Source organism: Pseudomonas sp. LBUM1678, from assembly GCF_059695575.1.
This window is the reverse complement of sequence record NZ_CP166775.1, coordinates 3,778,786-3,792,327: the sequence shown is the minus strand read 5'-3', so window position 1 is coordinate 3,792,327 and position 13,542 is coordinate 3,778,786. Positions and strand designations below refer to the sequence as shown.

General features: G+C 57.6%; 4 protein-coding genes and 10 pseudogenes. 12 read left to right on the top strand and 2 right to left on the bottom strand.

The annotated features are described in order from the left end of the window. Positions 1–2: 2 nt before the first annotated feature. Positions 3–1,547, top strand: a pseudogene (gene tnpC / locus ACA070_RS17170) (IS66 family transposase). A gap of 535 nt (positions 1,548–2,082) precedes the next feature. On the opposite strand, the pseudogene ACA070_RS17165 reads toward tnpC, so the two are convergent. After that, positions 2,083–2,394 (bottom strand): annotated as a pseudogene (locus ACA070_RS17165) (MaoC/PaaZ C-terminal domain-containing protein); the annotation flags it as partial. Between ACA070_RS17165 and ACA070_RS17160 the strand changes: the two are divergent. From ACA070_RS17160 to ACA070_RS17110, 11 genes and pseudogenes are all read left to right on the top strand, one after another. Continuing rightward, positions 2,395–2,466: pseudogene (locus ACA070_RS17160) on the top strand (hypothetical protein); the annotation flags it as partial. Between the two features lie 4 nt (positions 2,467–2,470). Continuing rightward, a pseudogene (locus ACA070_RS17155) lies at positions 2,471–2,648 on the top strand (PaaD-like zinc ribbon domain-containing protein); the annotation flags it as partial. Beyond that, positions 2,640–2,771: pseudogene (locus tag ACA070_RS17150) on the top strand (1,2-phenylacetyl-CoA epoxidase subunit PaaA); the annotation flags it as partial. The pseudogenes ACA070_RS17155 and ACA070_RS17150, both read left to right, overlap by 9 nt. A gap of 28 nt (positions 2,772–2,799) precedes the next feature. Beyond that, positions 2,800–3,081: a 1,2-phenylacetyl-CoA epoxidase subunit PaaB gene (gene paaB / locus ACA070_RS17145; protein WP_007943393.1), complete on the top strand. Its 282-nt coding sequence runs from the start codon at positions 2,800–2,802 to the stop codon at positions 3,079–3,081. 8 nt (positions 3,082–3,089) lie between these two features. Then, a pseudogene (gene paaC / locus ACA070_RS17140) lies at positions 3,090–3,613 on the top strand (1,2-phenylacetyl-CoA epoxidase subunit PaaC); the annotation flags it as partial. 57 nt (positions 3,614–3,670) lie between these two features. Continuing rightward, positions 3,671–3,859: pseudogene (locus ACA070_RS17135) on the top strand (transposase); the annotation flags it as partial. 2 nt (positions 3,860–3,861) lie between these two features. Next, positions 3,862–4,194: pseudogene (locus tag ACA070_RS17130) on the top strand (helix-turn-helix transcriptional regulator); the annotation flags it as partial. Between the two features lie 84 nt (positions 4,195–4,278). Further along, positions 4,279–4,718, top strand: a pseudogene (locus ACA070_RS17125) (IS5 family transposase); the annotation flags it as partial. 657 nt (positions 4,719–5,375) lie between these two features. Next, positions 5,376–7,208: an amidohydrolase gene (locus ACA070_RS17120; RefSeq protein ID WP_497447590.1), complete on the top strand. Its 1,833-nt coding sequence runs from the start codon at positions 5,376–5,378 to the stop codon at positions 7,206–7,208. A 785-nt stretch (positions 7,209–7,993) separates the two neighbouring features. Then, on the top strand, positions 7,994–11,449 hold the full coding sequence (locus ACA070_RS17115) for an adenylate/guanylate cyclase domain-containing protein (RefSeq protein WP_497447589.1): 3,456 nt from the start codon (positions 7,994–7,996) through the stop codon (positions 11,447–11,449). Positions 11,450–11,456: 7 nt separating this feature from the next. Further along, positions 11,457–12,488: a patatin-like phospholipase family protein gene (locus ACA070_RS17110; protein WP_497447588.1), complete on the top strand. Its 1,032-nt coding sequence runs from the start codon at positions 11,457–11,459 to the stop codon at positions 12,486–12,488. A gap of 67 nt (positions 12,489–12,555) precedes the next feature. On the opposite strand, the pseudogene ACA070_RS17105 reads toward ACA070_RS17110, so the two are convergent. Then, a pseudogene (locus ACA070_RS17105) lies at positions 12,556–12,945 on the bottom strand (IS66 family transposase); the annotation flags it as partial. Positions 12,946–13,542: the final 597 nt, after the last annotated feature.

The following is a 13,542-nucleotide window of genomic DNA, read 5'->3' as shown; positions in this document are numbered from 1 at the left end:
GCATGAATTTGACGCCCGAAGACCTCCCTGACGACCCTGTTCTGCTCAAGCAAATGTTGCTTGAGGCACTCAGTCGTTAGCAGGTAACGGCTGAGGCATACCAGACTCATATCGTCGATCTGAAAGAACAGATCAAGCTGCTGCACGACCGTTTGTTCGGTCGCAAATCCGAGCAGGCCGTTGAACCCAATACCCCTCAACTGGCGTTGTTCAACGAGCCCGAAAGCGAGCCGATGCCTTCAATCGGCGACGCTGACGAAGAAGTTGTTGCTCCGACTTCACGTCGTGGCAAGCGCAAGCCTCTGTCTGCTGATCTGCCGCGCATCGAAGTCATCCACGAACTTCCCGAGCACGAATTGACGTGTGCCTGTGGTTGCCGCAAGCATGTCGTCAGCGAAGAAACTAGCGAGCAGCTGGATATCATGCCGATGCAAATCCGCGTGATCAAACACATCCGCAAAGTTTACGGGTGTCGTGGTTGTGAAGCGTCGCCGGTCACTGCTGACAAACCGGCTCAGTTGATCGAAAAGAGCATGGCCAGTCCGAGTGTCTTGGCGATGTTGTTGACCGCTAAATACGTCGACGGCCTGCCGCTCCACCGTTTCGAAACGGTACTTGCCCGGCATGGTGTGGACATCCCTCGCCAAACCTTGGCGCGCTGGGTCATCCAGTGCGGCGAGCACTTGCAACCGTTATTAAATCTGATGCGGGATCGGTTGCTGGAAAGCCCGGTCATCCACTGTGATGAAACCCGCGTCCAGGTACTTAAAGAACCGGATCGAGACCCAACCAGCCAATCTTGGATGTGGGTGCAAGCCAGCGGGCCGCCGGATCGAAAAGTCGTGCTGTTTGACTACACCTCCAGCCGTGCGCAAGAAGTGCCGTTGCGCCTGCTGGAAAGTTATCGTGGCTACGTCATGACCGATGATTACGCGGGTTACAACGCCTTGGCATTACAGCCCGGAGTGGAACGTCTGGCGTGCATGGCCCATGTGCGGCGCAAGTTTGTCGATGCTCAAAAGGTACAGCCCAAGGGCAAGGCGGGACGTGCCGATATCGCCCTGACGATGATCAACAAGCTGTACGGCATCGAACGTGAACTCAAGGACGTCAGCGATCACCAGCGTTTTATGGGCCGTCAGGAAAAGAGCCTGCCAATTCTGACTCAGCTGAAAAGATGGCTGGAGAAAACGCAGTCCCAAGTCACACCACAAAGCGTGCTGGGCAAAGCCGTTAATTATCTGGCCAGCAACTGGAGCCGGTTGGAGCGTTACGTGGAAGCTGGCTTTTTACCGATCGACAACAATGCGGCGGAACGCGCGATAAAACCGTTCTTTATCGGTCGCAAGGCGTGGCTGTTCAGCGACACGGCCAAAGGCGCTATCGCCAGTGCTCAGATCTACAGCCTAGTGGAGACCGCCAAGGTCAACGGCCAAGAGCCTTATACGTGGCTACGCCACGTACTGGAGCAGTTACCACATGCGCAGTCGGTGGCAGCCTATGAGGCACTGTTGCCGTGGAACTGCTTGCCAGAGATATCACGTTAAACCTGAACCCTAACGTGGGGTGAGTGGATCGAATCGTACGCTAGGGAAGCCTCGACATCCTTTGGTGTACCGCCAAATCCACCAACACGTAATAGACTGCGGACACTTTTAGAGCTTCCAAACCCCACTAAAACTGAGCGTTCCACCCCCGATACAAGAAACGTCCCACCGCAGGTACAGATCTGAAGTGGCTCCCATAGGCAGAGATAGGGCGCAATTCTGTATTTATGTGGCATAGAAATGGGCCGATTTTCTATTTTTGTGCCACCGAAATAGCTGGGCTTGGCATTCTTGTGCCAGCTAAATAGGAAGTGGACTATTTATGTGCCACATGTTCCTGGCAGTCCACTGGCTACTAGCTAAGTCACGAGTAGAAAATCTCGATACAGTGGATGGCTCGGCTGATGATGCTAGAACACAATTCTCGCTCCAGCCTAAGCTGTCGGCGTTGGATGTGGGGTTAATGGAGCGGTTACGGTCTTTTGATAGACCCGCTTTGAACATTGCGCTCTTGTTGGGGGTGCGAAAGCGGGCTTTACCGTTTGGTTTTTTTGAGGTGAATTACTTCTCGCATTTCACCTGCCAAAGTCAAAATTTCATAGCTCGCCACCAATTCACCCAGCTGGATGGTGACTTCCACATCCCACGCCACCACCCCTTGCGGGATGCCTTGCGGACTCTTCTTGCCCTGGTCGATCTTGCGCTTGCAGGTCAGGCGCGCCTGGATGGTGTCGCCGATGCCTACCGGGTTGATGAAGCGCAGGGTGTCGAGGCCGTAGTTGGCCAGTACCGGGCCAGGAGCTGGCGACACAAACAGGCCGGCCGCTGCCGACAGCACGAAGTAACCCAGAACGGCCTGGCGATTGCCGGCGACATGATCTCGGCGGCGTCCTTCCTCGGCATTTCCGCGATGATGTTCCTCAATCAGCGCAGGCGGCCGCGAACGCCTGCACGCCTACGGCATCGCCCCACCCGAAGGCAGCACCAGCAAAGCGCAGCCTGCTCGGCGAAAGCCCGGTGATCGTCTGCCCGCAATGCGGCAGCGCCCACACCGAGGTGCTCAGCGAGTTCGGCTCCACCGCCTGCAAGGCCGTGCTCAAGGGCAATGGCCCGTGCAACCAGGAGCGCGTCGCCACCCGCCGCAAGGCGATTGAAGACGGTGCCTGGGTTCGTGAAGCCGCCGTCGCCCACGCCCAAAAAAAACAAAACAAGAACGCCGCCTGATCCGGCCACCTGATGTGGAGTCACTGAAATGTCTGAATGGACCCTCTTCGAAGTCTTCGTGCGCAGCAAGCACGGCCTGAACCACAAGCACGTCGGCAGCGTGCATGCCGCCGACACCACGATGGCGATCGAAAACGCCCGCGAACTGTACACCCGCCGCAGTGAAGGCGTAAGCCTGTGGGTGGTGCCCTCGGCGCTAATTACCGCTTCGTCGCCGGATGAGAAAGACCCGCTGTTCGACCCGTCGGACGACAAGGTTTACCGCCATGCCAGCTTCTACGAGCTGCCGGCCGAAGTCGGGCACATGTGAGGTCGACCATGGACAACAAGACTGATCTGATCGAATACCTGCTGCGCCTCGGCGACAGCGCCCTGATCCAGGGCCAGCGCCTGTGCCAGTGGTGCGGCAAGGCACCGGCACTGGAAGAAGAACTGGCGCTGATGAACGTCGGCCTCGACCTGGTGGGCCAGGCGCGCAACTGGCTGGAGTATGCCGCCGAACTGCTGGACGACGGCCGCGATGCCGATCATCTGGCGTTCCGCCGCGACGAGCGCGCCTACCGCAACCTGCTGCTGGTGGAACAACCCAACGGCGATTACGCGGTGACCATCCTCAAGCAGTTCCTCTATGACGCCTGGCACCTGCCGGTGTTGCAGGGCCTGAGCCAGTCCAGCGATGAATCGCCGGGATCGCCGCCAAGACGGTGAAGGAAGTCACCTATCACCTGCGCCGCTCCGGCGAGTGGGTCGAGCGTCTGGGTGACGGCACCGAGGAGAGCCACAAGCGCATGCTCGCGGCGATCCCCGAGGTCTGGCGTTTCACCGTTGAGCTGATCGCCGCCGTTGTCGGTAGCAAGCTGCTGTCGCTTATGAAGACCAACGTAAGTCGCGAATTCCGCCGTTGGTTGTTGGCCGACAAGGGCTATGACACCGAAGCCCTGCGTCGTTACTGCGACCGCTACCGGATGCAACCGGTAATCCCACTGCGCAGCATGAAGCGCAAACCCAAGCCGGGTTTACCGAGACTGTTTGACCATCCCAAGTATCGGCAGCGCAACATCATCGAGTGTATGTTTGGCTGGCTGAAGGCTCTCCCATTGGCAGCTTTGAACGGATTCTTGATTACGTTGAGAGCAACCTGAAGCAGGAGTTGAGTGGTGAGGATTTAGCGGAGCGGGCACACATGAGTTTGCGCTCGCTCTATGCGCTGTTTGAGCGTCAATTGGGCATCACACCCTTGCAGTACATCCGCCAGCGCAAGCTGGAACGTATCCATAACTGTCTAAGTGATTCGAATTGCCAGGTGCGCAGCCTCACCGAAGTGGCGCTGGATTACGGTTTCCTGCACCTCGGTCGCGTCTCAAAAAGCTACCTTTTGCAGTTCGGTGAACTTCCCTCCCAAACCCTTAAGCGCCGCTCCTGAGTACTTCTCTCATCCGTTCCCTGCTCATGGCTCTAGGCTCTGTACGCAAAGTAATGTCGTAAACACCGCATGGCACAAGCCACGCTCAACGGCATACTCTGGGTGCTCTGCTCGGGAGCCGCCTGGCGCGATATACCCGAGTACTTTGGCCCATAGCCCACGGTCTATCAGCGGTTTCGAGATTGGAGTAATCGGGGCATTCAACCTGATGCTCAAGCGGCTTCACATCAGGTTGAACGAGCAAGGGTTAATCGATCTAGATACCTGGATGACTGACTCCACAGCGGTACGCGCAACCCGGGCCTCTTCTGGTGCAGGAAAAAAAGGGGCCTGAAGAACCGCAAGATCATGCGCTCGGACGTAGCCGGGGCGGTCTGACGACGAAGATCCACATGCTGTGCGACGCCAATGGCGTACCGCTGAGTTTTCTACTGTCGGGCGGGCCAGCCAGCGACATCGCCTATGCCCAACCGTTGTTGGATGGCGCTTACATCCCAAGCTTGCACGGGCGTCCCCGCAAACGCCAGGCGATCATCTGCGCGAGGCCGGCCGTTTCGACGACTTTCCATAAAGAGATCAGCGACCAAATCCCAGGCCGCATCGGAGAGTTCATACCGCTTTGCCATCCATGGATTCCTTTCCTTCGATGACTGCGAACTCTACCGAATCTCAGCTCCCAAGAGCCCTCTGTGAGATTTCAAGGGATTTCGTACAGAACCTAATGTAGGGAATCGAATTCTTTCCCCGGGCGCCCCCAAATAGGGGATACCCCAGTAGTTATTGCTCCGCCGGTTCTGGCCCTATCTGACGCGGTGCGACCAGGGCCAGGGCAGTTGCTCTGGCAGGTCGCGGTCATTGACTCTGCCCTCGATTTCTGACCAGAAATCCTGAATCAAGGCACCCTCAATCCAGTGTTTTTGGCTGTGCCAAAATCGGCTAACGCCATGCGTTCATCACGATTAACTTAGCATTATCGTTAGTCAATCTGAGCCCCAGAAACCAAAGTGTCTGCACGTGCACTTCGTGATTGGCTTGTCTGCGATCTCCCTGCACCTTCTTCGGCTCGCAAGGCCGCGCCGACATATTAACCCTGCGTGCTTAGGAAATGGCTTCAGCAGGGGGCTGGAAAACCTGGGGTCTCGAGCCCCAAACAAAAAACGATTACTCACGGAGGCAATAGCATGTCCCAATCATTGCAACGTACCCTGATTTTCGGCGGTTCTGTTCTAACCCAGAACGAACGGCGTGAAACACATGAGGCCTTGGTCCTCGAAGGCGATACCGTGCTGGCCACTGGTTCGCTCGAAGATATGCGGGCACTAGCAGGTTCTTCGTCGAGGAAAATCGATGTTGACGGGGCCTGCGTGATGCCCGGGTTGATCGACAATCACCCGCACTTTCTGCATTACGGGAGCTTCGATGTGTCGTGCGTCAAGCTGTACGATGCTCGCGACCACGACGACATTCGAACTCGCCTCCGCGAGCGTGCTGCTGTCACTCCGCGTGGCGAATGGATTGTCGCCACGCCGGTAGGCGAGCCGCACTATTTTATCCGCCGCTCCTGGCGTGATCTGCCTGAAGGCCGCCTACCTAACCGCTATGAACTGGACGCCGCTACCCCGGATCACCCCGTTTGGATTCAGGCCTTCGCGCCGACTTTGCCCAATGTCTGCGCCATGAATTCGAAGGCGCTACAGGTGCTAGGGTTTACGCGCGATCTGCCAGATGTCATCGACGATGTGTTCGTCGACAAAGACGCGAACGGCGAACTGACGGGCATCTTCAGTGGCTACGTGACCAATTACTACAATAGCAGCCAATTCTGGCTGACGCGCGTGCTTGCGCAGGTGATGCGTCCGAGCGACGACCTCTGGTACCAGGGGGCGATGGCGGGGCAGTTATCAGCCGCGCAGCGAGGCATTACCTCCGCCTACGAGGGCCACGCGATGGAGCCGGAGCACATCTCCGCTTATCAACGCGCGCGGGATGAAGGAAGCCTGAACATGCGTGTCCTGGCGGCGCTGGAGGTAGAGTCTGTCGCGTTCGATTTCGGCATGGGGTTGACCGACGATGGCATTCGGGCCCGGTTTGCGCTGGCAGCGAGTTTGACACAGACCGTCGATCCGCTGTTTCGTGTCAACGGCATGACGCTCGGTGTCGGCGGGCCCGGCTGGACGGGCCACATGCCGACCGACCGCACCTACAGCGACCCCTTAGGGCGGCCAACGCGCGGACACTCGTTTATTTCAGGGGATATTGAGCGTGAAGCGATCGACTATTGCCTGCGCAATGATCTCCGCTTGAATCTCATACCGACGAGCGGTCGCGATCATCGGCGGTTCCTCGAGAATCTCCAGCCATTCCTCGCCGACTGGAATGTAGGTGCAAGGGAATGGGTCATGCAGCACAACATTTTCATTGATGACGCCACGATCGAGCGCTATGCCGAGCTGCAATTCCATTTTTCCGGCACCACGAGCTTCTGCTTCGGAAAGGGCGATATGTACCGGCAGCGCATGGGAGAGCAAGTACTCAAGGAACTCTCTCCCCTCGGAAAGATCTTCGCTTCAGGCGCCAACATCGGTTTGGGCAGCGACTGGGGACCTGCAAGCGTATTCGAGCACCTGGCGCTCGCGGAGACACGCGAGTTTGCGGGCTCTGGATACCGGCACGACGGCCCAGGCTATTCCATCACTAGGCAACAGGCGCTGGACGGTTGGACGACCAATAACGCCAAGCTGATGCAGTGGGCCGGTATTGGAGCGTTGAGACCTGGGTTTAAAGCGGACTTGGTCATTGTCGATCAGAATCCGCTCACCTGCGCCCTTAATGCGTTGCCCAAGACGCAAGTGCTACGAACCGTGCTGGGCGGGAAGGATATATTTGATACGAGCATTCTTCCTCGTCTAGACGAGGCCGAGCTGCCTCCGGAGCGTTTGCAATCCCTGAAGAGGTCCACGACTGTCCGCTCAGCGGATCACGAGTGCGGCCCGCACTGCAATCACCAGAAATAGATAGCCTCTCGGCGGCAGCGCCATGCGGGGGATCCCGCTGGCAAGCTAGTTCGCAGCACGGTGTTGTCGTCGAGGTTTAGCAAGTAGTCAATGGACTTTCAGTTTGCCGTCTTTTCCTGATACGCAAGGCGCATCCTTGCGGTAGTGAGGAAATAGCTGCGAGTTTGGCAACCCCATCAATGGGTGTGGATGTATTAAGCTCGAAGCGACGATGGTTAACTCATCCATACGAGTGCGCGGCTGACTGAGGGAGGCCTCATATGCATATATGCGGAGCGAAAGTTTACGTGGCTCTACTCTATTCTGAAGTTTTATTGGATGTTCCGATCTGTGACGGGAGCTGTTGCCGCGGAAGGTGTGCGGCAGAAAATAGGGCCTTGCTCAAGGTCAAGACCGTTAGTGCCAAGTATGGTGGGCTCTGCAGGTAATGCTTTACCGCAATGTAGTTACTAGGGATGGTCTGAAGTAGCCACCGATATTTTGATACCCATCCCATTTGGGACTGAAAAAAATCGGTGGCCTGCCAAAAATCAGGCTTTGGCTCTTCTTAATTTATTGTTTTTCTTTGAACAGCACCTGTTCTCCGTGCGCACGCCATTCGCAGCGGGGCGCATTCGGGGGTTATATGGAGGCAAAAAAACTAAACCATCGTCATCAGGTCGGGGGCTCTTGCATTTCCGACCGACGTCTTGCCGAGGAAGAGAGCCTCATCCGGTCGCGTCTTGCGGCCAGAGGGTCCGGCGCCTAATGTTATGAAATAGGCACTAGGCAGCGGAGGAGGTCGTATGCTCTGTGCAAACTGCGGATTCGAAAATCCTTCCGGGGCCAGCTTCTGTGACGCGTGCGGCGCCAAGCTGTCTCGCAGTTGTACGCGCTGTGGTCACGAGGCGGGCCTATCCGCCAAATTCTGCAGTGAATGCGGCGCGCCGCTGATCGATGCGTATGCTGCACCATCACCGCGCTCCAAGCCCGTTTCAGGGCCTTCTCCAGCGCCTATTCATTACACGCCCCACCACCTTGCCGAACGCATTCGCGCCGAACAGGCAGCCATGGAAGCCCGGGGCGAGACCGCCGGCGAACGCAAGACCATCACGGCGCTGTTTGCCGACATGGCCGGCTCTACGGCGCTGATCCATGACCTCGATCCAGAGGAGGCCCAGCGCCTGATCGAACCCGTCGTCGCGCTGATGATGGAAGCCATCCACTACTACGAAGGCTACGTGGCCAAGACGATGGGAGACGGCATCCTCGCGCTGTTCGGCGCACCCATCGCCCATGAGGACCATCCGCAGCGGGCGCTGTATGCGGCGTTGCGCATGCAGCAGGCGATACAGCGACATAGCGACCGCATTCGTCTGGAGAAAGGCATTCCCTTGCAAATCCGCGTCGGCATCCACACTGGAGAGGTCATCGTGCGTTCTATCCGCACGGACAATTTGCACACCGATTACGATCCGGTCGGGCACACGATCCACATTGCATCCCGGATGGAGGGAGTCGCCGCACCATCGACGATCTTGGTAAGCGAGTCCACCCACAAGCTGGCGGAGGGCTATTTCGAATTCAGAACGCTGGGGGCCACCCAGGTCAAAGGCATTCCCGATCCGCTCGTCGTGTACGAGGTGCAGGGGCTCGGCGCTCTGCGCACGCGCCTGCAGATCGCGGCACATCGCGGGCTGGCCAGGTTTGTCGGCCGCCAGATCGAGCTGGACCAGTTGCATCAGGCGCTCGAGCAAGCCAAAGCGGACCATGGGCAGATTGTCGAGGTGGTGGGGGAGGCAGGGGTCGGGAAGTCACGGCTGTTCCATGAATTCAAGGAGTGCTCGCGGCACGGCTGCCTGGTGCTGGAGACGTTCTCGGTGTCGCACGGCAAGGCCTTTGCCTATTTCCCGCTCATTGAGCTTCTGAACAACTATTTTCAGATTACCATCCAGGATGACGAGCGGCGATGCCGAGAAAAGGTCATGGGCAAGACACTTACGCTCGAGCGAAACTTCGAGGATCTCGTGCCCTACCTGCTCTACCTGCTGGGTATCGGCGAACGCAGTTCAGCACTCGCGGAAATGGATCCTCAGATCCGGCGCGTTCGCACCTTCGACGCGATCACGCAACTACTGGCGCGTGAGAGCCGCAATCAACCGATCGAGCTGCTGTTCGAGGATTTGCAATGGCTGGACTGCGAGACCGAAGCCTTCCTCGTGTACTTAATCGACCACTTGGCGAGCTCCCCGATCCTACTCCTCGTGAACTACCGGCCCGAGTATCAGGCTGTGTGGACGCACGCGGGTCATTGCAGCCAGCTGCGGCTCGAACCGCTGGGCCCGGCCGAAGCCCAGGGACTGCTCGCGGCCCTGCTTGGCAGCGATCCCTCCCTCGCCCCCCTCAAACAGCTCATCCTGGAGAAGACGGAGGGCAACCCTTTCTTTATCGAGGAAGTGGTCCAAACGCTGGTCGAGGAGAAATCGCTGCTCGGTGAACCTGGCCGTTACCGGATCGAGCAAACTCCGACTGCGCTGCATATTCCCACCACTGTGCAGGGTGTGCTTGCCGCCCGTATCGACCGGCTCCCCGTTGCGCAGAAGGAGTTGCTGCAGACACTCGCCGTCATTGGCAAGGAGTTTGCGTTCAGTCTGATCCAGCGCATCTGTGATGGACGGGGCGCTTGGATGGACGAACATTTACGCGATCTGCTGGCCCGACTGGAGGCCGCGGAGTTCATTTACCAGCGGCCCGCATTTCCGGATGTGGAATATTCGTTCAAGCATGCGCTGACCCAAGAGGTCGCGGGCAGCTCACTACTTACGGAGCGACGTAACGCGCTGCATGAACGCACGGCGCAGGCCATCGAAGAACTGTTCCCCACCCGCATAGCGGATTATTGCAGCGAACTGGCGCACCACTACAGGCTGAGCGGCAATGTCCCGAAGGCCGTGGAATACCTGCACCGTACCGGGCAACAGGCCCTCCAGCATTCTGCCAATATTGAGGCGATGCGTCACCTCGGCGCGGCGCTGGAATTGCTCGAGCATTTGCCTGACACGCCCGCGCGTGCTCATCAGGAACTGACATTGCTACTAGCCTTGGGCCCGGCTTTGATGGCCGTGCGAGGCTATGCTGCGCCCGAGGTGGTGACCACTTACACCCGCGCACTGGCGTTATGCGCGCAACAAGTAGGCGACGACTCAGTGCTTTTCCCAGCGCTGTTTGGGCTGGGGACTTACTACTCGTTGCGTGCGCAATACGCAACTGCATGCGAACTGGCTGAACGATTGCTCAATATTGCGCAAGCTGCGCAGGATCCGGATTTGCTCGTGGATGCCCATGCTGCACTCGGGGCGACATTGTTTTTCCAGGGTAATCTGCGCGATGCCCATGAGCACCAGGAGCTGGCGCGTGTCCTCTACATCCCGGACCGTCATCGCACACATACCATTACCTACGGCATGGATCCGGGCTACGTCCTGACATTTTCGGCCTGGAGTCTTTGGTACCTGGGTTTTCCCGATCAGGCAAGCACGCGCAGCCGGGATATCCTTGCTCTGGACAAGAAGATTTCTCACCCAATTAGCTTGGCCTTCACCCTGTCCGCTACGTCGATTTTGGGACAGTTTCGGCACGACGTACAACTCGCCGAAGAGTGTGCTGATGCCGCCATCAAGCTTTCACTCGAACGAGGATTTCCGTTTTATTGGGCATGGGGGACTATCGTCCAGGGTTGGGCTCGCGCCGAGCAGGGAAACATTGACGAGGGAGTCGCCCAAATAACCGAGGGTATCGCTACTTACCAGGCCGCCGGAGCAGAGCTTGGATGCTCCTATTTTCTGGCCCTGCTGGCCGCAGCGCACGGGCGTGCCGGGAATCCGCAGGCAGGATTGGATGCCGTGACCGACGCTCTGGCTATGGTGAACAGAACAGGCGAGCACTTTTACGAAGCGGAGCTGTACCGGCTTAAGGGAACACTTATTCTCCAATCTTTGGGCGAAGCCAGACTGGATTCTTCCATGCAGCAGGAAGCGCAAGGATGTTTTCAAAAGGCGATCTCGATCGCTCGACAACAAGGGGCGAAGTCACTCGAGCTACGAGCCACAGTGAGCCTTGCTCAGCTATGGGCAACACGAGACAAAGAGGCGGCCAGGCAAATGCTGGCCGACATTCACAGCTTTTTCACCGAAGGCTTCGACAGCGTCGATTGGCTACAAGCCAAGGCGCTGCTCGATGCATGGGCATCAAGCAAGGGGTGAGCGATTGATGACTCGGGGCAGTGACGAGCGCAAGTCGGTCGCGCTGGCTTTACAGGGCGGCGGGATGCACGGTGCGTTCACCTGGGGCGTGCTCGATCGGTTGATCGAGGATGGCAGGCTTGCCATTGAAGGGGTGAGCGCAACCAGTGCCGGCGCGATGAATGCAGCCGTGCTGGCCTATGGCATGCTCCAAGGTGGCGACGTCGGCGCGCGCCAGGCGTTGCACGATTTCTGGTACGCCGTGGCGGAGTCCGCTGAGCGTTACAACCCATTGCGCTGGATGCCATGGCTGAAAGGGACGCACAGCTTCGGGCTGGACTATTCGCCCATGTATACGTTCGCGGACATGACGCTTCGTATCTTCTCGCCTTACCAGTTCAATCGCCGCAACTTGAGTCCGCTGCGGGAGGTGCTGGAGAGGCAGGTAGATTTTGCCGCCTTGCGAAGCCAATGCCCGTTCCACCTCTATCTGTGCGCGACCAATGTCGAGACGGGGAAGATACGCATCTTCACGGGCGATGACATCTGCGCTGAAGCGGTGCTTGCTTCGGCCTGTGTGCCGACATTGTTCCAGGCGGTCACGATTGACGGGCAGAACTACTGGGATGGCGGCTATATGGGGAACCCGGCTATTTTCCCGTTGATCTACCACTGCAATACACGTGATGTGGTGATCGTCCACATTAACCCGCTCGTCCGCCCAGGCGTGCCCATTACCGCTGCCGGCATCCTTAATCGCATCAGTGAAATCAGCTTCAATTCGTCGCTGATGCGTGAACTGCGTACCATCGCTTTTGTCACCGACCTCATCCAGCAAGGCAAGGTCGATCGCAACGAAATGAAGGAGATGTTGATCCACTCCATTAAATCAGACGAGGCGATGTGTGCGCTCAGTGTGTCCAGCAAGTACAACGCGGACTGGGACTTCCTTTGCAGACTGCGCGACAACGGACGCCGCGAGGCCGAGGCGTGGCTCACGGAGAACTACCGGAACATTGGCGAACGGTCGAGTATCGACATCCGGCAGGAGTTTCTATGAGCGTCGTCATGAGTCGGGAAAGGTGGCTGCATCGGTACGAACGGTCCGTCCAGTGCTTGTGGCTTTAATCCATAGCTTTGGCGATAGCCGAATCTTCGGGCACAAGGTCGCGCTGGGCCAACATCTTGGTATGCAGTGCGTCGATATGGGGTGCCGCTTTTTCCTGGCGTATTAGCCATCGATCTTCGTCGATCATCTCCAGTGCTTACCGTTCAGGTTCGTACAACCCGCCAATTGAGTGCGGCGTCTGCTCGGCCAGTTGGCTTTTGTTCGTCGCGTGCAAATCGAAAAACTTGTGGCGGGCTTGGGCCATGCAGTCGATTTCGGCGATGCCTTGCCGGAAGCTTGCTTTGTAGCAGGCGAAATCGTCGCAAGCCAGCTTGCCATTCCACTGACCAAGAAAGTTGTGTGCATGTTCGCTCGCACTGCCTGGGGTGAAGTTGTAACCCACCGTTTTGAATGCCCAATAACGAGTGATGACACGCGGGGCCGACCTCTACGCAGAGTGGAACATCATAAGCATTTCATGCTGATGCCGCGGGTCGGGCTATACAAACCTGAACACAGTACCGAGAGTGGCGATACACAGTGGGAGCTCCCGGGTTCAAGATCTGCAGGTGCAAAGCTTTCAAATTCCATGGCGTTATTTCCGCACCATCCGTCTCCCCCGTGACACTGCGTACGCCGGTCTCTGTTTGCCAGGCAGTGATAAGCACCGCCTGCAGACTGCTGCCGTACAGACGGGCAACCGATATTTTTGCTGCGCAAGGCGGGATACAAAGCGCTACTGAAGGCACGCGGCATCCCCCAGTAAAATAGCGATGCCCATAGTAATGGCTGATGCGGTTTTCACTCAAATTGTTCTTTTTATGTGTGCTCGCCAAGCTGGCATTGGTCCCGTTCGCATCAAGACATGTTGTGCCAATTCCGGCTAACGCTAGCATTCCAGGCTACGTAGGATAGATCTATCGGACTTCGACTTCTGAGTTCATTTCAGAAGGAAACAATGGATATAGGACAAAGGCACTGTCAACGGGACTGCGCGCTGACTTTA